This is a genomic window from Exiguobacterium sp. R-39 (genome assembly GCF_049942815.1).
Taxonomy (GTDB): Bacteria; Bacillota; Bacilli; order Exiguobacteriales; family Exiguobacteriaceae; genus Exiguobacterium_A.
The window spans coordinates 1,103,126-1,122,054 of record NZ_CP187965.1; the positions used below are offsets into that span (position 1 = coordinate 1,103,126).

Here is an 18,929-nt window from a genome sequence, read left to right on the forward strand (position 1 = left end):
CAACGATGCTGGGAAAACGCATTAAAAGTTTACGGAAAGCAAAAAAAATGACGCAGTCTGATGTCGCAGACGGCATCATGACGAAGTCGATGCTCAGTATGATCGAAAACGGAAAGGCGACACCGTCCTTACCGGCCTTACAGTCGATTGCCAATCGTCTGCATGTCTCAATCGACGAGTTATTGATTGATCCGCGCGCCGTTGAAATGAAGCAAGTGATTGAAAAAATCAATTCGACCGCAAGCGGTTATTATGCAGAGGGACAGATTGCGATGATGCTCGCACCGTATTTGGAGCCCGCCATCAATTCTTACTGGCAAGGACAAATATATTACGAGTATGGAAGTGCTTTACGTTTTTCCGATACGGAAAAAGGCTTACATTACTTCGATCTGGCAGAAGACGTATTTAAACAGCTCGGATTGCGGGATGAACAGATTAAAGTACAGATTTCAAAAGTCTATTTTTTATTTTTCCTGCGCCGTTATGAAGAAGCGTACCGAAAGATTGACGGGATGATGATTTTTCAGGATGTCCCGCTCGCGCACGAAACGTTTTTGGACTATCAAATGTTACAGGCGATTCGTGTCAGTGTGATTAACGATAACTGGAGTCAGTCAATCGTTTTCTTACGGGAAGGGATCAGCTATATGCGGGAAAAGGGCGTCTACAGTGATGTCAGGAACTACCACCGGCTCCTCGCCTTATTTTTAAGCTTAGAAGAGGACTATGAAGCAGCAGAATTTGAACTCGAAAAATTGCGGCACTTCTTTTTATTTACGGAAGCGACAGCGTTTGATCAAATCCTTGTCGACCTGACAAAAGGATCCATCGCGGTCCACCAGAAGGATTACGCCGGAATTCGTGAGGCACGGGAACGGCTGATCGAAGTCGAGATTGAAGCCTGCCTTCATTACATCGGGTATTTCGAAGTCTACCTTTGTTTGTGGAATGATTCAAAAGAGGAACTCACATTTGACCTGCAAAGCGCCGTTTCTAAAATTTGGAGGAATGCACACTTATGGCGGGCTGGTGGTGAGTACGATCATGCGATGATGTTATATGCGCTCGCGTTTGCCATGCGGGCCGGAGTTGGACTGGACCGTCAAGCAGAAGTAGAAGAATTGACAACACAACTGTCACCCGGTCATTTCAAACAAAAAATTGAACAAACCTTGACAGCATTAACGTAAAAAAAAAGGACCAACCGGGTATCATCCCGATTGGTCCTGTTGGATTAAAGTGCTTTAAAACCAAGTAACTTTTGTGTCCAGTATTTTTCAGACAGGCGACTGATCCCGAGTGACGGTGTATTGGCATGAATGAACTGATCGTTGTTCAACATGATGCCAATGTGAGTCGGACCGGCTGCATACGTATTTTCGAAGAAAATGATATCGCCGCGGACCGGTTGGCGTAATTTCGATAACTTTTGACCAAGGTAGCCGTCGTTGTTCCAGTAACCGTTGACATTGGTCCGGGCCACTTTGTAGCCGGCCGTATTCAACGCATAGTTGATGAAACCGGAGCAATCAAAACCACCGTTAACGGGACTGCTTGAACCCCAAACGTACGGAGTACCGAGATATTGTTGTCCGATGGAGATGGCTTTTTCCATGATGCCGGACGCTGGAATTGTCGTCGTTGGCGGCGTGACCGGTGGTGTCACAGGAGCCGTGACGGATCCTGTCGTAATGTAAGTTTTGGCGACGTAGTAATACGCAGTGCCGATTTTAATCTGGTACCAGCCGGCAGATGCTCCCGTCGTTTCACCGGAGACTTGAACAGTTGATCCGTGTGCGAGTTGCGTAAAGACCGTCGAAGTTGTACTTGGAGCCGTCCGGACATTTAAGCCGGTCGGCGCATCCACTTTATACGTCTTCGATTGATCGACCGGTGTGACCGAGACACCCGGTGTAGGCGGTGGTGTCTCCTTGGCCGTCGCTGAAACATAACTCGAAGCGACATACAGATCTTTTCCATCGAGCTGGATTTGATACCATTTATCAAGCGATCCAGTTACTTTTAAAACGGTTTTATGTGCTAACGTCTTGTAAATTTTAGCGGTCGTTGACGCTGACAGACGGGCATTTAACCCTTCTTTTGCATTGACTTCATATTGTTTGGACGAATCGACTGCTTTGACGGCAGTGGAAACAGGCGGTGTCACCGGCTTCGTGACCGGAGGTTTTGATCCTGTCGTCACTGTCGATGTTTTAGCTGTGACGAGTGTCGTATGGACATAAGCGGACTTATTTTTGTAATTGATTTCGTACCATTCACCGGTTTTCTTTTTAACGGAAAGACTGACATTCTTCGCAAGTTTACCAAGCGATTTCGAAGTGGTCGTTGCTTTCTCGCGCACGTTGACGGATGAGGTGTTCGTTATGTAGGTCGTGGTTGTCGGTGCTTTTGCTGGAATGGTTTTGACGTAAGCGGCAGTGATAAAGGCTTTTTTGGATTGATGACGAATCTCGTACCAGGAACCGGTCTTCTTGACTGCGGTGACCGTCGTTCCTTTTTTGAGAGTCGTAATGACAGGAGCGGAAGTAGTGGCAGCAGTCCGGATATTGACGTTGTCTGTCAAGATGAGTGTCGTTGATGCGGCTTCGACGCCAGTGGCTGAACTGATCAGCGCAAGTGTCGTCAAAGTGAGAAAAGTCTTTTTCACGTAGTGTGGCTCCCTTCCAAATGATGAATCTAGTTCGATCATGGATCGAATCGTTGTTACCATTTTGTCATAAGAAGCCGGGAATTCACCTGATTTTAAAATATATTTTTTGAGAAAGAAATTCGATTCGTTTTCAAAAAAAGAACGACGGTTTGTAAACGAGAATTATTTTCAGTAATCCTGTACACTAAAGATAATTTGAAAGGAGGACTCACATGTTAAAACGATTTTATCAGTATTACATACCGCACAAACGATTGTTTTGGCTTGATTTTTCGTCCGCCTTATTCGTTGGCCTGCTCGAGCTGGCTTTTCCGCTTGCTGTCAAATGGTTCATCGACTCATTGCTACCAGATGGAGAGTTGAACTGGATTATTTTAGTTAGTGTCGGATTGCTCGGCTTGTATGTCATCAGTACGCTGATGCAGTTCGTCGTCAACTACTTCGGGCATAAGCTCGGCATCAACATCGAGACGGATATGCGGCGGCAATTGTTTGGTCACGTCCAAAAGCAATCATTCCGTTTTTTTGACAACACCAAAACGGGGCATATCATGAGCCGGATTACGAACGATTTGTTTGATATCGGTGAACTGGCTCACCATGGTCCGGAAGATGCTTTCATTGCCGTCATGACACTGCTCGGTGCCTTTTCGATCATGATGACGATCAATGTGCCTCTCGCACTCGTCACGATCATTGCCGTACCGTTCCTAATCTGGCTGATCAGTTATGCCAATGTCCGGATGAACCGGTCATGGGACCGGATGTACGGTAACATTGCCGAAGTCAATTCGCGGGTTGAGGACAGTGTGTCCGGAATCCGTGTCGTTCAATCGTTTACGAATGAAGCCCATGAGGTCGCACGGTTCGAAAAAGATAATGCGACGTTCCGGCAATCAAAGATCAATGCCTATAAAGTGATGAGTACAAGTTTATCCGGCATTTATCTGACGACACGTCTGATGACGCTTGCTGTCCTCGTCGTCGGTGCCTATCTCAGCTATACAGAGAAACTCACTTACGGGGAACTCGTTGGATTCATTCTTTATATGAATATCCTGCTGAAACCGATTGATAAAATTACGGCACTTTTGGAACTTTATCCGAAAGGGATGGCCGGCTTCAAACGTTTTCTCGAGATGATTGATCATGACGAAGAACTGAAGGATGCACCGGATGCCATTCATGTGTCGGCATTACGCGGGGCGATTCGGTTTGATGACGTCAGCTTCGGTTATGAAGCCGAACGGTTGATTTTAAAAGACATCAGCCTGTCCATCGAACCGGGACAGACGATTGCCTTCGTCGGGACGTCGGGTGCGGGGAAAACAACGATCTGTTCGTTAATTCCGCGGTTTTATGATGTCACGGACGGTGCGATTACGATTGACGGAATCGACATCCGCCAGATGACGAAGTCGTCGTTGCGGCAACAAATCGGAATCGTTCAACAGGATGTCTTCCTGTTTTCGGGGACGATTGCTGACAATATCGCCTACGGGGATTTGACGGCAAGCCGGACGGACATCATCCAGGCGGCAGAACGGGCGCATCTTGGACAGATGATTGCCGATTTACCGGATGGATACGATACCGAGATTGGTGAGCGGGGGTTGAAGCTGTCCGGCGGGCAAAAACAACGGCTGGCGATTGCACGGATGTTCTTGAAAAATCCGCCAATCCTGATTCTTGATGAGGCGACGTCAGCTCTTGATACCGAGACGGAAGCCATTATCCAGGAGTCACTTGCTGAATTATCTAAAAATCGGACGACGCTGATCATCGCGCACCGCCTGGCGACGATTCGTCAAGCAGACCGCATCCTGGTCGTGACGAAAGATGGAATCGTCGAAGACGGGACACATGAAGAATTGGTCGAAAACGGAGGATATTTCTCACGACTCCTTGACCGGCAACGCGTCTGAAAAACCGGAAGTCAACTCATCATCAGGATGATCATGGCTTCCGGTTTTGTCGTCTTTTTCATTATCGTGGAAGAAAGGCGGAATGATTTCACAAGAACCGGGAACATATAAGGGAAGGGAGGATGGGAAGATGTATGGTTTGTTTTGCGAAAACTATGATGAGACCTATTCGACGTTACACGGGGAATCTTCACATGATTTCCACCGTTTTTTTGCCTTATCTTATACGATTCATGATACAGTCTTTGACAAAACCGCGTTTGATCGGATGATGCAGATCGTCAAACAAAAGACGACCCGGTTTTCAGCCTTACGCAGCCGGTATACGCCGCTCTTGATCTCACATATCCAGTTAAACAGTCCTGAACCGGAGCGATTGCTCGAACGGGTCATCGAGGCGGAGCGACACATCAAACGACGCTTCATTAAAGAAAAGGCAGTCCGACCGTTCTTTGCACTTGGTGAAGTCTTAAACCGTGAGCAGGGAATCGACGCCTTTCCGATCGTGGAACAACTGCGACAGACACGTCCCGTCCTCAATCTGGCAAAACAATATGTGGTGACTTCGACGCTGATGGAGACAGGGCAATTACCTGACTCTTTCGTTGAAACCGTCGAACAGGCCGAAAAATGGCTGGAGCGATGGATGAACCCTTCAAGCGAACGTTTGATGACAGCTCAGATTTTAGCTGCATCCGACGCAATTGACAGTCAAAAAAAACGGATTCAGGTCTGGTGCGAAATGATGGAAGAACGGGAGCTCCGGATTTGGGATCGGATTTTTCCGTTACTGGCGTTACTTGAGACGACCGAACGGGTTGATATGATTTATGTGACGCGTGTCGTCGACCGGGAGCGGTCCCGCAATCGCTTTTCAGATGAGGTCAACTGGTTGATTGCGTTTCATCTGTTGCTCGCGAAAAGCGGCAAAAGTCGTCTGCAATCGGCCTTACTGATTTTAGCGACGCTGGAACTGACGAAAAAACCATGAAAATAACAGCCCAAAAGGATCCTCGGAAAATCAACCGAGGATCCTTTGGTGTGTCTGCTGATTAATCAAACGTCGTGAAGGTGGCATGTTGTTCCACCGGATACAATTCTTTGCCGGCGACATCATTTAAGATGAGTTGATTGCGCGAAACGGACATGCCGAGGTTATCGGCTGCCGGACCGTGTGACAGTTCGAGGTTCGTTGTCGCATACAAGTGATGATTCGCCGAAACGCTTCGGCTGATCCGGTAGTTGGCATCGACCTTCCACGCTTGTTCCCCTTCAAACTCGATCTCGAGTCGGTTGATGAAGCGGGGGAGAGACGGGACGAAGCCGGTCGCAGCGACGACGGCACCGGTTGTTGAAGTCCGTTGGTCATTCAGTTCGGTATGCCGCATCGTGATGGTAAAGTCGTTCTCGTACGAAATCTGATCGACTTCCAGATTGGCACGGATCTTTACGCGATTCTGTTCTTCATTTGATAGATCATACAAATGTTCATAGATAGCTTGCAACGTTTCCGGGCTAATCCCGTTTTGCGACCGAGCGAATTTTGTGACGGCCTCTTGTCTGACAGCTAACGGCAGACTGTTGAAATAACGGACGTAACTCGGAGAGAAGATTTCTTCACCCAGTTTACCGGTTTCGAGCGTTTCAAAAATCGTCGAGCGGGAAATCCATTCGAGTTCGAATGTCTTTTTCCGGTCACTCGTTAACAGATCAAGGAAGATTTCGGCGGCACTTTGACCGGAACCGACGATACTTACTTTATCCTGTTGCAGGATGGTCTCTTTTTCCATGACGTATTGGGTGTTATGAATGACACCTTTATCGAAGCTCTCCGGAATCGACGGTTTTGAACCGGTTCCAAGCACGACGTTGCGTGTTTCATAAGTCGTCCGTTTCCCGGTGGTGACTTCTTCCACCAATACTTCGTAACTGTCACCTGTATCCTGGATGTCGATGACACGGGTCGAAAAATGTAAATCATCGAGCTGCGTTGAAACCCATTTCAAGTACGCATTATATTCTTGTCGGGAAATAAGTAGTTTTTCATAAAAATAAAACGTATGCAACCGGTTGATGGATCGTAAGTAGTTGAGATACGTAAAAGGACTGGTCGGATCAGCCAGTGTGACGAGATCGGAAATGAAGCTCGTCTGCATCATTGAATCCTTAATCATCATCCCGGGATGCCAGGAAAATTGTTCGCTTTCATCAAAAAATAATGTCCGTAAAGGTGTCGGATGAGCCAGGGCACTTAAGCCTAAATTCATCGGTCCGATACCTACGCCAATCAAATCATACATAAAAAAAGCCTCCCAATCGATATTGTTATAAAACAATACCCGATATGGGAGGGTGTTGAAACGTATCTTGTCAGTTCTTTACAGTTGATCCGTCGTTGTCGTTTGCGTCGACACTGTCATTTGTTTGCCGTCACGGATGATGGTCAAGGTGACGTTACCGTCAGATTTGATGAGTGCCGTCTTGATATCAACAAAACTTTTAATCTCTTCCTTGTTGATTTTCGTGATGACGTCTCCGGTTTTTAATTTAGCGGAAGCAGCAGGGCTGTTCGGTTCAACCGACATGACGACGACACCTGTTTTTTGGGACTCCGGTAATTTAACTTGATCAAGCAGATAGCCGGCCGGGAAAGCCGAGACGTCCTGCAGGGACACACCCAGCGTCGGGTGTTTCACTTCACCGTTTGTTTCGAGCTGTTTCAAAATCGGCAGAGCGTCATCAATCGGGATGCTGAAACCGACTCCTTCGACACCGGTCTCGGCAATCTTCATCGAGTTGATTCCGACCAGTTGCCCTTGTTCATTGATCAGGGCACCACCGGAGTTCCCCGGATTGATAGCGGCGTCGGTCTGGATGACCGTCGTATTGAAATCATCCTGTCCATCCTTGTTCGTATCGACGGGAACGGTCCGGTCGTTTGAGCTCACGATTCCGCGGGTGACGGAGTTTTGGAACTCACCGAGCGGATTCCCGATCGCAAGGACGGTTTGACCGGCTTTTAAGTCAGCCGATTTTCCGAGGGTGATGACGGACGGGACGTCACTGGCGTTGACTTCCAACACGGCTAAATCATATGTTTCGTCACTACCCAATAATTTGGCACTGAGTGTTTTTCCGTTGTTTAACGTGACTTCGAGTTTGGACGCACCGTCGACGACATGGTGATTCGTAATGATGTAGGCTTTGCCGTCTGCTTTTTTATAGATGACACCTGAGCCGGAACCTGCGGCTGCTTCTTCCTGACTCATCGCATTACCCGCCTGATAGTTCGTGACCGTAACGACGGCTTTTTGCGCTGTCGCTACAGCGTTCGTCACCGGATCGCTTGTTGTCGTCGAAACTTGTTTTGGCATGCCGTTTGAGAGTGGTGTATCGGCGACTTGCTGTTCTTGGTCCATTAAAATCGGAAAGGCGACCGTCGCGGTAAGTACAGCACCGATGATGCCTCCGGTAAGTCCTGGTAAGAGTTGTCTTGTTTTTCCTGCCATCGAAATCCATCCCTTCATGTGGTGTCTTTTCTAAGATTAATGTATCAGATTTCACCGAACGGAATGAAATTACGGTGGTTTTTCCAAAATGCCTCATCATTCCCCATAATTCGACAACAATCTCAAACAGTTGAGTCGAGCCGGTCAGTTCGGTACACTGAGTGTGTTTCGTACTTAAGCAACCGACTTAGTCGCAAAGGGAGAGATTCAGATGAAGTATGTACTGCGTATTTTATATGGTGCCGGTTTATTGTTCGCCGGAATCGGTCATTTCCGGAATGAAAAGGGATTTGTTAAGATTATGCCCGCTTTCATCCCGTTCAAACGTTTTTTCGTCCAGGTGACGGGGGTCATCGAAATTCTGTACGGTTTGATGTTGCTGTCCGGACGTGGCGTTGATCTCGTCCGGAAGACGTTACCGGCGTTTTTATATGCCGTTTTACCGGCAAATATCAACATGGCGGTCAATCCGAAACCGATTAACGGGAAAACATTGCCGGCTTGGGGATTATGGGGCCGTTTGCCGTTACAGTGGGTCTTGATTGCTTTTGCTAAACGCTTAAAATGAAGAGACAAAAGGGTTACCGGGAGCAGTTGAATCGCACCGGGTAACCCTTTTTTGTTGTTCCATTAAAACCGTTTTTCGACGGCGAGGATGGCTGCATTCGCAATGTCTTCGTATGTCGAGTCGTTCGGGTGGAACTGGTCGCTTGAAAGATCACGTTTGACGTCACGGACGAGGTTAAACGTATCGATGATTTCGATATCATGTTTTAGACCAAGTGTCCGGGATTTAGCGTTCCACTCTTGAACGATTGCGTCAAATGCTTCTCCGTTTTCGCTGGCGCGGAACGGATTATAGAGTCCGACATAGAAAATGACGGCATCCGGATTTTCTTCACGTAAAATGCGGAACGTTTTTGCCAGATTGTCTTGAGCCTTTTCAATCGTGGCGGCCGTTTTTTTTGCATTAAAGTTTGCGACACCTTCGCCACGGTTAAACAAATCGTTTCCGCCAATCGTCACGGAAATGACTTTTGCTTGGGACAACGTACGACGGACTTCTTTTTGTTCCAATTGTTTTAAGAGATTTTCCGTCCGTGCACCGCTGACGGCAAGATTTTGGAAACGTTCGACGCGGTCGTTTTTGACAAGGTCGCGACCAACGATGGCTGCATAACTGTTTCCGTTTGAGGCACCGACACCACGCGTCAATGAATCACCGAGCGCGACATACGTCCCGCCTTTTTTGACGGGTTCTTCCTTTGTCGGCGTCAAGACGGCCCGTTTCGGTGGATTGACGACATCGTTATAGGCACTGGCGAAACCGTACCCGAAGACTGCCGTTAAAATTAGAGAAACTACTAAAAAAAGTGGCCAAAGATATCGTTTCATGAACCGTTCCTCCTTTTGCTGTTACTATGATTGTAGCAAACCTTTTTGGAATGTGCGGTTTTGAAGTGTTCCGATAAGGTAAATCATTCATTATTCCGCTAGAATGGATACTAAGAGGTGAGAGACGTGAAACCAACTGTAAAATTAGAATCAGTCACAAAAGTCATTGGAAAAAAGACAATCATCGACAATATTTCATTTGAAATCTTCCCCGGTGAAGTATTCGGATTCCTCGGCCCGAACGGTGCCGGGAAAACGACGACGATTCGGATGCTTGTCGGGTTAATTAAACCGACATCCGGTAAAATCACGGTCTGCGACTTTGATGTCCGGAAACAGTTTGTCCAAGCGATGCAACGAATCGGCTCGATCGTTGAAAATCCCGAGCTGTATAAATATTTGACGGGACGTGAAAATTTACAAGTGTTTTCACGGATGTTGCCAGGTGTTGACGATGCCCGGATTCAAGAAGTCATTGATCTGGTCGATTTGACAGCACGGGTCGATGATCAAGTCCGGACGTATTCGCTCGGGATGCGTCAGCGTCTCGGGATTGCCCAAGCCCTGCTCGGACGTCCCGATGTCCTGATTCTCGATGAACCGACGAATGGGCTGGATCCGATGGGAATTCGTGATTTACGACAATTCATCCGGAAGCTGGTTGATGAGACCGGTTTATCCGTGCTCGTCTCGAGTCATATCCTGGCGGAGATCGAAATGCTGGCGGATCGTGTCGCCATCATGAGTTACGGAAAAATCGTCCAGGTCGGAACGGTCAAGGAACTGGTCGAGTCGCTCGCACCTGGTGTCGACTGGCGTGTCGACGATGCGTTCAAAGCAAACGAAATCCTGTCGGCGTCGCCTGACGTCCAGGTCTCGGAAATCGTCGATGCCAATACGGTCCATACATTGATGGATGCCAGCAAGACACCATCCTTAAATAAACAGCTGTTCGAAGCGGGTGTCGAAGTGTGGACGATCGAACGTAAAGTCCAGACACTCGAAGATCTCTTCATCACACTGACAGGAGGAGATCATATTGCGTAATCCGAACATGCTCGGCTTGATTCAAAACGAAGTCATGAAGATTGCTTCGAAAAAACGTTTTGCCGTCGTTGCGATCATCCTGGTCGTCCTCGTTTCAATGTTTACGTATGCCCAGTACCGTGATATTCAGGAGCAAATCAAGAAACAGGGCACACTCGACTGGCGGGTCGAACTGCAACAGGATATCGTCGACACACAAAACCGTTTGGCATCAAGCAGTATTCAAGACGAATTCCGACAATTTTTGGAGTTTGATTTAAAACAAAACCAGTATTATCTCGATAATGATATCAATCCGAACTATCCGGGGGCACCGACCTTCATCCGGATTTTCTTCTCGCAAGGATTGACGTTGATTCTGCCGCTGTTCATCATCGTCATCATGGCCGATATCGTCAGCGGGGAGCAAAATGACGGAACGATTAAGACGTTGCTGTCCCGTCCCGTAAGGCGCTGGAAAATCTTAATGGCGAAATGGCTGACGACGTTGCTGTATACGTCGATGCTGATGGCGTTGACTGCCGCCGTCTGTTATGCGATTTCCGGTATCGTCCTCGGATATGACGGATGGACCGCACCGATTCTGACCGGGTTCCAAGCGTCACCGAGCGGAACGTTCTCGACCGAATTCGTGCATACGATTCCGATGTGGGAGTATCTGTTGATGGCGATTGGCCTTGCCTGGATTGTGACCGCAGTCGTTGCGACGATTGCCTTGATGGTGTCCGTATTGGTCAAAAACACGGCAACCGGGATCGGCATCATGATGGCTGTCCTGATTTCCGGTACCTTGTTGACGACACTCGGTTCTAGTTGGACGAGTTCGAAATATCTCGTTAACGTCAACTTCGGATTAATCAACTACCTGGATGGACAAGCACCACCAATCGAAGGGATGACGTTACCGTTCTCGCTCGCCGTTCTCCTCTGCTGGACGATTGGAGCATTGGTCGTCGCGTTTTGGAACTTTACGCAAAAAGATATGTACTGATTTTAACCTGAATGAAAAAAAGTCCCTTCTCCGTAATGGAAAAGGGACTTTTTGCAGATGTCGGGCATCTGCGTGGAATCAAGAGGGGAATCCCTCTTAAAAGAAGCCGATGCAGGTCAGCTTCTGCGCTACGTAACAATCGTACTTTTATCATAGCGATTCCAGTAATTGGTGTCAAACCTGCTTGAAAGGGTTTACGAAATCCCGGATTTGTCAAAAGGTATCTAAAGACAACGAGGAGGTGCCCGACATGACAGATTGGGGAATCATGCTGACCGGTTTAGTGATTTGCGGATGGTGTGTATTTAGTGCAGTATATGACGACTTTATTCGTCGGGTCTAACAGAAGCAACTGAGTCGTCTTCCTTAGTGGGAGACGTTTTTTTGTCCTGTCGTCCGCTTGTCCGGATATGATACACTGACTACAAAAATGTATGAACTAGGAATGGTGATGTCATTGAGTAAACAGCCCGTCATTGTCATCGTTGGACCGACTGCCGTCGGAAAAACCAAGACAGGAATTGAATTAGCAAAACGGTTAAACGGAGAAATCATTTCAGGAGATTCCGTTCAGGTCTATAAACAGATGAATATCGGATCCGCGAAGGTGACCCATGAAGAAATGGACGGGATACCGCACCATCTGCTCGATCTGGTTGATCCGGACGACGAGATGAGTGTCGCCCGTTTTCAGACGTTAGCCCGGACGGCGATCGATGAGATTGCGGCAAAAGGCAAGTTACCGATCATCGTCGGCGGAACCGGACTTTATATCCGTGCGATCCTGTATGATTATCAATTTACCGTTCAGGCAGAAAATAAGGTCTTGCGCGAGGAACTGGAACAGTTTGCACAAGCGGAAGGAGCTGCAGCTCTTCATGACCGCCTGCGGCAACTGGACGCGAAACGGGCGGACGAGATCCACCCGAACAATATTCAACGGGTCGTCCGGGCAATTGAGGTCGCAATGAGCGGACAAACGCAGACGTCCGGCAGTGAACCGAGTTTGTATGACAGTCTGTTGTTCGTCTTACATATGGAAGACCGGGAACAGCTGTACACGCGGATCGATCAACGGGTCGATCTGATGCTCGATCAAGGGCTCGTCCCTGAAGTCGGACAGTTAGTCGCAGCTGGTTATAAAGAAACCAAAGCGATGCAGGCAATCGGCTACAAGGAAATCGTCCCGGTTCTTGAAGGAGCGCCGCTCGAACCGGCTGTTGAGCAATTGAAACGGAATACCCGACGCTTCGCAAAACGGCAATTAACATGGTTCCGCCATCAATTTGACGGAAATTGGATTGAAATGGGAAGGCTTTCATTTGAAGAAAACTTCAAAATTATCTATGATAGAACAGTAGGGTTTCTGAAAGCGGTTAAATCGGAATAGCCTGAAGTAAAAAAAACAGATAAAAATAGAGGGGGCACGGGGGCTTATGAAGGCAACGTACAACATTCAAGACTATTTCCTAAATCAATTGCGTAAAGATTCAGTTCCGACGACAGTATTTTTAATCAGCGGGTATCAGTTACGGGGATTGATCAAGTCGTTTGATAACTTCACCGTCATTTTGGAATCAGAAGGCAAACAACAATTGATTTACAAGCATGCCATCTCGACATTCGCACCGGCACGGAATGTGACGCTGTATGAACAAGAGGCGGAAACGGAAGAAGTCACACGTTAAAAAAAGACGGCCGGGGGGCCGCCTACTCGATGGGACAACGCCATGGCGTTGTTCCTTTTTTTGTTACAGTAAATCTTTCAGTTCGTCGACTGCTTCCGCATACCGACGGAGGGAGACTTCCTTATACAGACAGGTCTTCGTCAACCGTTCCTCTTTCGTCAACTCCTCGAGATACGTTCCGAGAATGAAACTGTTCCGCAACATCGATGGGGTGATGATCCGCTTATTGTCGGACCGTTCGTTTAACTGACGCATCATCTTCGTGATCATGACGATCGACAATTGTTTCGGGGCATTTTTGCTGTAGACCCAGCGGAACGTCATCCGTGAGAAATCAAAAGCGACAAAAAATGGATCGGTCGAATGATACCGCGGACGAACCGGTTCCGGGATTGTCTTTAAATACGCGAGCATCAGATCCTGATCGTCCCGCTCGAGGTGAAGCAGGTAGGCATTACCGAGCCGGTCATGAACCGTCATCTCCCGTTGGGCAAAGTTCAAGTCCTGCATCTTCAGACCAATGATATGGTGGACGCGAAGACCATACCGGTAAAAGAGTCGTAAAATCAATTCATTGCGGTCGATCAGATACGGCCGCGCAACGAGCTGATGGTCCGTCAAACCCCGGTCGGACCGGTTCGTCCGGATCAGTTGCTCATATTCGGCAAGGGACGCAACATGCTGCGGCGTCAACTCATGCGTCGGCTGGGCATACTCGATCAGCTTCGATTTTGTCTGACGAATCTGGTAGTTCAGCTGATTGAGGACGGTGACAATCCGGGCGACCGTCGCCTGTTGGTACAATTTTTCCTCGATCAGATAGTCGTTGATGAACGTTTTCCACGTTTCGAGCGGAATCGCCTTGAAATCGTCGATCGTCTCGAGCGGCTGATCGACTTCCGTCATATAACGATGAATTTCAATTAAATCGTAGCGGTACCGTCGGATCGTCGAGTCCTGTCTGCCGCTCGCGCTGAGGAAAAACAGATACCGTTCGATGAATTCCGGCAAGGTATAGTCGAGTCGTTCTCGTGCCATCACGGACCTCCTGTGTAAAGTACTTTTCTTTATGATAAACCGAACGGATGTTTCCTGTCCAAAAATGTTCAGACGGCAGGTCCGTGTGGTATGATTAGGGACGCAGAAGGTTTGTTATTTTGAAAGGAATGATTCTATGTCAGAACGCGTTATCGTCGTCGGTTGTCAGCTCCCCGGTGTACCGGATCATATTTATGAAGAATCGGTCGCGGAGCTCGAAGCACTCGTTACGACTGCGCACGCCGTCGTGGTAGGACGACTCGATCAAAAACGTCAATCGATCGACCGCCGCACGTTTATTGGAAAAGGGAAGGTTGAGGAACTGGTTGCATTGGCACAGGAACTCGAACCGGATTTGATTATTTTTAATGCCGAAGTCACGCCGGGGCAGATGAAAAACATCCGGATTGCCCTCGAAGATCCGGAATCGATCAAATTGATCGACCGGACCCAGTTGATTCTCGACATCTTCGCCGGCCGTGCCCAGTCGCGGGAAGGGAAGCTCCAGGTCGAACTCGCCCAGATGAGTTACCTGTTGCCGCGCTTAAGCGGACAAGGAACACAATTGTCCCGCCTCGGCGGCGGGATCGGGACTCGTGGTCCCGGTGAATCAAAACTTGAGACAGACCGCCGGCACATCCGCCGCCGTGTCGACGAAATCAAGAAACAGCTCGAAACGTTGGTTGCCCACCGTGCCCGCTACCGCGAACGCCGGAAGGAAAACCAGACGTTCCAAATCGCCCTTGTCGGATATACGAATGCCGGGAAGTCCACCATCTTCAACCGGTTGACCAATGCCGACACGTACGAAAAAAATGAATTATTCGCGACACTCGATCCGTTGACGCGTCAGTTCGACTTACCGGAAGGCGGACAGATCCTCCTGACCGATACCGTCGGATTCATTCAGGATTTGCCGACGAAACTAATTGCCGCATTCCGGTCGACACTCGAAGAAGTGCTTGAGGCAGACCTGATCATTCATGTCATCGATGCGTCAAGCGAACATTATCTCAATCAGATGCAGACGACCAATGATGTTCTCGATGAGCTCGGTGCCGGGGATATCCCGCAACTTGAAGTCTTCAATAAAAAAGACCGGTTAACGAAATTGTTCACAGGTGGAAAACTGTTGATTTCGGCACTCGATCCGGCAGATATCGAACGCCTGACCGTCGAAATCGAAAAAGCGATCAGTGAGATTCTCGAATATCTCGAGATCCGGATTCCGGTCAACGCATTTGCCCATTACAATCCGGCAAAAGAAGTCATGATGAATTTAACAGAACAATATGAAGAGGACGGCTCCGTGACCTTGAAAGGCTACTTGCGCAAAGATACACGTCTGTACTCGACATTGAAACAATACGAGGTGTAAGCATGTTTACAGAGTTAACGCATTATGAAACAATCCGTCCGTTCGTCGAGCGGGCGGAAGAAAAAATCGCACCCGGTATTCGCAAGGCACAACAAGTCGCGGAACAGAATCAGTTCCGTGTCCTGAATGCCTTCCGTGAGCATAAAGTGAGTGACTTTCACTTCATGCCGTCGACAGGTTACGGCTACAACGATGAGGGCCGCGATAATCTCGAACGGATTTACGCAGCGGTCTTCGGAGCGGAAGCCGGACTCTGCCGGGCGCAGATCATCAGCGGGACCCACGCGATCGGCATCGCGTTGTTCGGTTTGCTGTTACCGGGAGACGAACTGCTGTACATCACCGGTAAACCGTACGATACACTCGAAGAAATCGTCGGTATCCGCGGTGACGGCCGCGGCTCGTTAAAAGAACTCGGTGTCACGTATGACGTCGTCGAGATGAAACAGGCAGAGACGATTGATCTGGATGCTGTCCTCGCCCGAATCACGGACAAGACAAAAGTCGTCGGGATCCAGCGTTCAAAAGGGTATGCGACACGCCGGAGCTTGCCGGTCGCAGAAATCGGTCAAGCGATTGAAGCCATCAAGGCGCAACATCCGCACGTTATCGTCTTCGTCGACAACTGTTACGGCGAATTCGTTGAAACGATCGAACCGACCCATGTCGGAGCGGATTTGATGGCCGGCTCACTGATCAAGAATCCGGGTGGCGGTCTCGCGAAGACAGGCGGTTATCTCGTCGGACGCCGGGATTTGGTTGAACGGGCGTCGTTCCGAATGACGACACCGGGAATCGGTGCCGAGGCCGGTCCGTCGCTTTATTCGTTGCAGGACATGTATCAAGGGTTCTTCATGGCCCCGCATACGGTCAGTCAGGCACTGATGGGGGCGATGTTCACCTCGAGCATGATGGAACAGTTCGGATTCGATACAGCACCGCACTATGCAGCAGAACGGACGGATTTGATCCAGTCGGTCTCTTTCCATGCACCTGAGCCGATGATTGCCTTTTGTCAGGCGATTCAAGCGGCGTCTCCCGTCAATGCGCAAGCCTTGCCGATTCCGGATTATATGCCGGGATATGCAGATGATGTCATCATGGCTGCCGGAACGTTCATTCAAGGATCATCGATCGAGTTATCGGCAGATGGTCCGATCCGGGCACCGTACACGGCCTATGTCCAGGGCGGACTGACTTACAGTCACGTCAGAATCGCGATTGTCTCGGCCGTCAATCAATTAATGGAACAACAATTGATTCAACCGCAACAGGTTTAAAAAAATAGCTTGATGTGAAAAGACCTCTGTTACGCAGGACGTCTGACTTGTAAGAAAGTCATGTTAACTTTCCTTACATCTCTTGACAACTTGCCTCACAGAGGTTTATTCTCATGAGGTAAGGAAAAAGGAGGAACGAAATGGCAGACTTATCACGACAGTCCAAGCCACTATTCCCCATCGGAGTCGTTCAAGAGTTGACCGCGTTATCTGCCCGACAAATCCGATATTACGAAGAACAAGGATTGATCAAGCCGGAGCGGACAGAGACGAAACGTCGCCTCTATTCGTTCAACGATGTCGATCGCTTGTTATCGATCAAGGAATATCTGGACCAGGGACTGAATATCGCAGGGATCAAAATGATTTTTGACAATGATCTTGTCAAGCGCGAACGAGTTGCGGAGAAGGTCGTTACGGCCCGTCCGGAATTATCAGATGGCGAATTGTATAAACTCCTGAAAAATGAATTGCAGGAAGCAGGGCGACATGGGAAAACGTCACTCATCCAAGGTGAGCTCGGACGATTTTTCAAGTAAGCACCTGTTACCATATAAAAAAGAGCCGGAGAGGGGATTTGTCACATGACACGTCGCAACATTACACGAGAAGACATTATGAAAATCGCTAAAGCTGAGGATGTACGTTTTATTCGTTTACAGTTCACAGATATCCTCGGTACGATCAAGAACGTTGAAATTCCAGTGAGCCAATTGGAAAAAGCACTTGATAACAAAATGATGTTCGATGGTTCGTCAATCGAAGGATTCGTCCGCATTGAAGAATCAGATATGTATCTCTTCCCAGACCTCAACACATGGGTGGTCTTCCCATGGACAGAAGACGGAACGGGTAAAGTCGCACGTCTCATCTGTGACATCTACAATCCGGATGGCACACCGTTTGCTGGAGATCCGCGTGGTCAACTCAAACGTGTACTTAAAGAAATGGAAGAGCTTGGCTTCACTTCATTCAACGTCGGTCCAGAACCGGAATTCTTCTTGTTCAAGAAGGATGCTAACGGCCGTCCGACGCTTGAACTCAATGACCAAGGCGGTTACTTTGACTTAGCACCAGTCGATCTCGGTGAAAACTGCCGTAAGGAAATCGTCATCGAGCTTGAAAACATGGGCTTTGAAATCGAAGCATCTCACCATGAAGTCGCACCGGGACAACACGAAATCGACTTCAAATACGCTGACGCGATCACAACGGCGGATAACATCCAAACGTTCAAACTCGTTGTTAAGACGATTGCAGCGAAACATAACTTACACGCGACATTCATGCCAAAACCGCTTTACGGTGTCAACGGTTCAGGAATGCACGCCAACATGTCTCTCTTTAAAGGCAACGAAAACGTCTTCTTCGACGAAGTGAACAGCAACATGCAATTGTCGGATGATGCCCGTGCGTTCACAGCCGGTATCCTGAAGCACGCCCGTGCCTTCACAGCTGTCTGTAACCCGACAGTTAACTCGTACAAACGTCTTGTGCCTGGTTATGAAGCACCTTGCTACGTCGCATGGTCAGCGCGTAACCGTTCACCGCTCGTACGTGTACCGGCAGCCCGCGGTCTCTCGACACGAATCGAAGTCCGTTCAGTCGACCCGGCAGCAAACCCGTACTTGGCACTTGCGACCTTGCTCGCTTCAGGTCTTGACGGAATCAAAAACAACTTGAAAGCACCGGCTCCAATCGACCGTAACATCTACGTGATGGACAAACCGGAACGTGTCGCAAACGGCATTGACGATCTTCCGTCAACACTCAGCCACGCACTCGAAGTCTTGAAAGCGGATGACGTCGTCATGCACGCACTTGGCGAGCACATCGCAGAGCACTTCGTTGAACTTAAAGAAATCGAATGGGATATGTTCCGGACGCAAGTCACGGAATGGGAACGCGATCAGTACATGGTCTTGTTCTAATCTAAATGATGAAGAATGAATGAAAAACAGGCTAAGAATAGTCAATACGCTTTTGTATTGCTTTTCTTAGCCT

At 48.5% G+C, this 18,929-nt stretch carries 17 protein-coding genes; 12 read left to right on the top strand and 5 right to left on the bottom strand.

What is annotated here, in order from left to right:
* Positions 1-5: 5 nt before the first annotated feature.
* Positions 6-1,193 (top strand): helix-turn-helix domain-containing protein, encoded by a 1,188-nt coding sequence (locus ACP26N_RS05635; RefSeq protein ID WP_131973111.1) that lies wholly within the window; start codon positions 6-8, stop codon positions 1,191-1,193.
* Positions 1,194-1,237: 44 nt separating this feature from the next.
* Here the strand turns inward: ACP26N_RS05635 and ACP26N_RS05640 are convergent, their stop codons facing one another.
* Complete coding sequence (locus ACP26N_RS05640; RefSeq protein ID WP_131973110.1) at positions 1,238-2,671, bottom strand: SH3 domain-containing protein; 1,434 nt, start codon at positions 2,669-2,671, stop codon at positions 1,238-1,240.
* Positions 2,672-2,886: 215 nt separating this feature from the next.
* Between ACP26N_RS05640 and ACP26N_RS05645 the strand changes: the two genes are divergently transcribed.
* Together ACP26N_RS05645 and ACP26N_RS05650 are read left to right on the top strand one after the other, a co-directional pair.
* Positions 2,887-4,599 (top strand): ABC transporter ATP-binding protein, encoded by a 1,713-nt coding sequence (locus ACP26N_RS05645; protein ID WP_131973109.1) that lies wholly within the window; start codon positions 2,887-2,889, stop codon positions 4,597-4,599.
* Between the two features lie 130 nt (positions 4,600-4,729).
* Positions 4,730-5,590 carry a DUF4003 family protein gene (locus ACP26N_RS05650; protein ID WP_131973108.1) on the top strand — a complete coding sequence of 287 codons (861 nt, stop codon included), beginning with the start codon at positions 4,730-4,732 and terminating at the stop codon, positions 5,588-5,590.
* Between the two features lie 61 nt (positions 5,591-5,651).
* Here ACP26N_RS05650 and ACP26N_RS05655 read toward each other — a convergent pair whose 3' ends face one another.
* Both ACP26N_RS05655 and ACP26N_RS05660 read right to left on the bottom strand, forming a co-directional pair.
* Positions 5,652-6,899 carry a lysine N(6)-hydroxylase/L-ornithine N(5)-oxygenase family protein gene (locus ACP26N_RS05655; protein ID WP_426354990.1) on the bottom strand — a complete coding sequence of 416 codons (1,248 nt, stop codon included), beginning with the start codon at positions 6,897-6,899 and terminating at the stop codon, positions 5,652-5,654.
* A gap of 78 nt (positions 6,900-6,977) precedes the next feature.
* A complete protein-coding gene (locus ACP26N_RS05660; RefSeq protein WP_131502990.1) occupies positions 6,978-8,108 on the bottom strand; it encodes a trypsin-like peptidase domain-containing protein in 1,131 nt (376 codons plus the stop codon).
* A 211-nt stretch (positions 8,109-8,319) separates the two neighbouring features.
* Between ACP26N_RS05660 and ACP26N_RS05665 the strand changes: the two genes are divergently transcribed.
* Positions 8,320-8,676 (top strand): DoxX family protein, encoded by a 357-nt coding sequence (locus tag ACP26N_RS05665; RefSeq protein WP_188005314.1) that lies wholly within the window; start codon positions 8,320-8,322, stop codon positions 8,674-8,676.
* 62 nt (positions 8,677-8,738) lie between these two features.
* Here the strand turns inward: ACP26N_RS05665 and ACP26N_RS05670 are convergent, their stop codons facing one another.
* Positions 8,739-9,503 (bottom strand): SGNH/GDSL hydrolase family protein, encoded by a 765-nt coding sequence (locus ACP26N_RS05670; protein ID WP_131502988.1) that lies wholly within the window; start codon positions 9,501-9,503, stop codon positions 8,739-8,741.
* Between the two features lie 126 nt (positions 9,504-9,629).
* Here ACP26N_RS05670 and ACP26N_RS05675 point away from each other — a divergent pair, with 126 nt between their 5' ends.
* From ACP26N_RS05675 to hfq, 4 genes are all read left to right on the top strand, one after another.
* Positions 9,630-10,550 carry an ABC transporter ATP-binding protein gene (locus tag ACP26N_RS05675; protein ID WP_131502987.1) on the top strand — a complete coding sequence of 307 codons (921 nt, stop codon included), beginning with the start codon at positions 9,630-9,632 and terminating at the stop codon, positions 10,548-10,550.
* On the top strand, positions 10,543-11,541 hold the full coding sequence (locus ACP26N_RS05680) for an ABC transporter permease (protein ID WP_131502986.1): 999 nt from the start codon (positions 10,543-10,545) through the stop codon (positions 11,539-11,541). Before ACP26N_RS05675 ends, ACP26N_RS05680 begins: the two co-directional genes overlap by 8 nt.
* A gap of 451 nt (positions 11,542-11,992) precedes the next feature.
* Positions 11,993-12,931 (top strand): tRNA (adenosine(37)-N6)-dimethylallyltransferase MiaA, encoded by a 939-nt coding sequence (miaA, locus tag ACP26N_RS05685; protein ID WP_131502985.1) that lies wholly within the window; start codon positions 11,993-11,995, stop codon positions 12,929-12,931.
* Between the two features lie 46 nt (positions 12,932-12,977).
* A complete protein-coding gene (hfq, locus tag ACP26N_RS05690; protein WP_114596193.1) occupies positions 12,978-13,229 on the top strand; it encodes an RNA chaperone Hfq in 252 nt (83 codons plus the stop codon).
* Positions 13,230-13,292: 63 nt separating this feature from the next.
* Here hfq and ACP26N_RS05695 read toward each other — a convergent pair whose 3' ends face one another.
* Positions 13,293-14,267, bottom strand: coding sequence for a tyrosine-type recombinase/integrase (locus tag ACP26N_RS05695; protein ID WP_114596192.1), 975 nt, complete (start codon positions 14,265-14,267; stop codon positions 13,293-13,295).
* A 136-nt stretch (positions 14,268-14,403) separates the two neighbouring features.
* Here ACP26N_RS05695 and hflX point away from each other — a divergent pair, with 136 nt between their 5' ends.
* The 4 genes from hflX (at position 14,404) to glnA (ending at position 18,856) form a co-directional block, all read left to right on the top strand.
* Positions 14,404-15,645 carry a GTPase HflX gene (gene hflX, locus ACP26N_RS05700; protein ID WP_426354992.1) on the top strand — a complete coding sequence of 414 codons (1,242 nt, stop codon included), beginning with the start codon at positions 14,404-14,406 and terminating at the stop codon, positions 15,643-15,645.
* A 2-nt stretch (positions 15,646-15,647) separates the two neighbouring features.
* Positions 15,648-16,925 carry an aminotransferase class I/II-fold pyridoxal phosphate-dependent enzyme gene (locus tag ACP26N_RS05705; protein ID WP_426354994.1) on the top strand — a complete coding sequence of 426 codons (1,278 nt, stop codon included), beginning with the start codon at positions 15,648-15,650 and terminating at the stop codon, positions 16,923-16,925.
* Positions 16,926-17,065: 140 nt separating this feature from the next.
* Positions 17,066-17,464 carry a MerR family transcriptional regulator gene (locus ACP26N_RS05710; RefSeq protein WP_012369985.1) on the top strand — a complete coding sequence of 133 codons (399 nt, stop codon included), beginning with the start codon at positions 17,066-17,068 and terminating at the stop codon, positions 17,462-17,464.
* Positions 17,465-17,509: 45 nt separating this feature from the next.
* Entirely contained in the window at positions 17,510-18,856 is a 1,347-nt protein-coding gene (glnA, locus tag ACP26N_RS05715) for a type I glutamate--ammonia ligase (RefSeq protein ID WP_426354996.1), read from the top strand.
* Positions 18,857-18,929: the final 73 nt, after the last annotated feature.

Coding starts and splice junctions, on each gene's coding strand:
- ACP26N_RS05655 (WP_426354990.1), bottom strand. CDS start 6,899: ATGTATGATTTGATTGGCGTAGGTATCGGACCGATGAATTTAGGCTTA.
- hfq (WP_114596193.1), top strand. CDS start 12,978: ATGAAGGCAACGTACAACATTCAAGACTATTTCCTAAATCAATTGCGT.
- ACP26N_RS05660 (WP_131502990.1), bottom strand. CDS start 8,108: ATGGCAGGAAAAACAAGACAACTCTTACCAGGACTTACCGGAGGCATC.
- ACP26N_RS05695 (WP_114596192.1), bottom strand. CDS start 14,267: ATGGCACGAGAACGACTCGACTATACCTTGCCGGAATTCATCGAACGG.
- ACP26N_RS05650 (WP_131973108.1), top strand. CDS start 4,730: ATGTATGGTTTGTTTTGCGAAAACTATGATGAGACCTATTCGACGTTA.
- ACP26N_RS05635 (WP_131973111.1), top strand. CDS start 6: ATGCTGGGAAAACGCATTAAAAGTTTACGGAAAGCAAAAAAAATGACG.
- ACP26N_RS05645 (WP_131973109.1), top strand. CDS start 2,887: ATGTTAAAACGATTTTATCAGTATTACATACCGCACAAACGATTGTTT.
- ACP26N_RS05665 (WP_188005314.1), top strand. CDS start 8,320: ATGAAGTATGTACTGCGTATTTTATATGGTGCCGGTTTATTGTTCGCC.
- ACP26N_RS05710 (WP_012369985.1), top strand. CDS start 17,066: ATGGCAGACTTATCACGACAGTCCAAGCCACTATTCCCCATCGGAGTC.
- ACP26N_RS05705 (WP_426354994.1), top strand. CDS start 15,648: ATGTTTACAGAGTTAACGCATTATGAAACAATCCGTCCGTTCGTCGAG.
- glnA (WP_426354996.1), top strand. CDS start 17,510: ATGACACGTCGCAACATTACACGAGAAGACATTATGAAAATCGCTAAA.
- miaA (WP_131502985.1), top strand. CDS start 11,993: ATGTCATTGAGTAAACAGCCCGTCATTGTCATCGTTGGACCGACTGCC.
- ACP26N_RS05670 (WP_131502988.1), bottom strand. CDS start 9,503: ATGAAACGATATCTTTGGCCACTTTTTTTAGTAGTTTCTCTAATTTTA.
- hflX (WP_426354992.1), top strand. CDS start 14,404: ATGTCAGAACGCGTTATCGTCGTCGGTTGTCAGCTCCCCGGTGTACCG.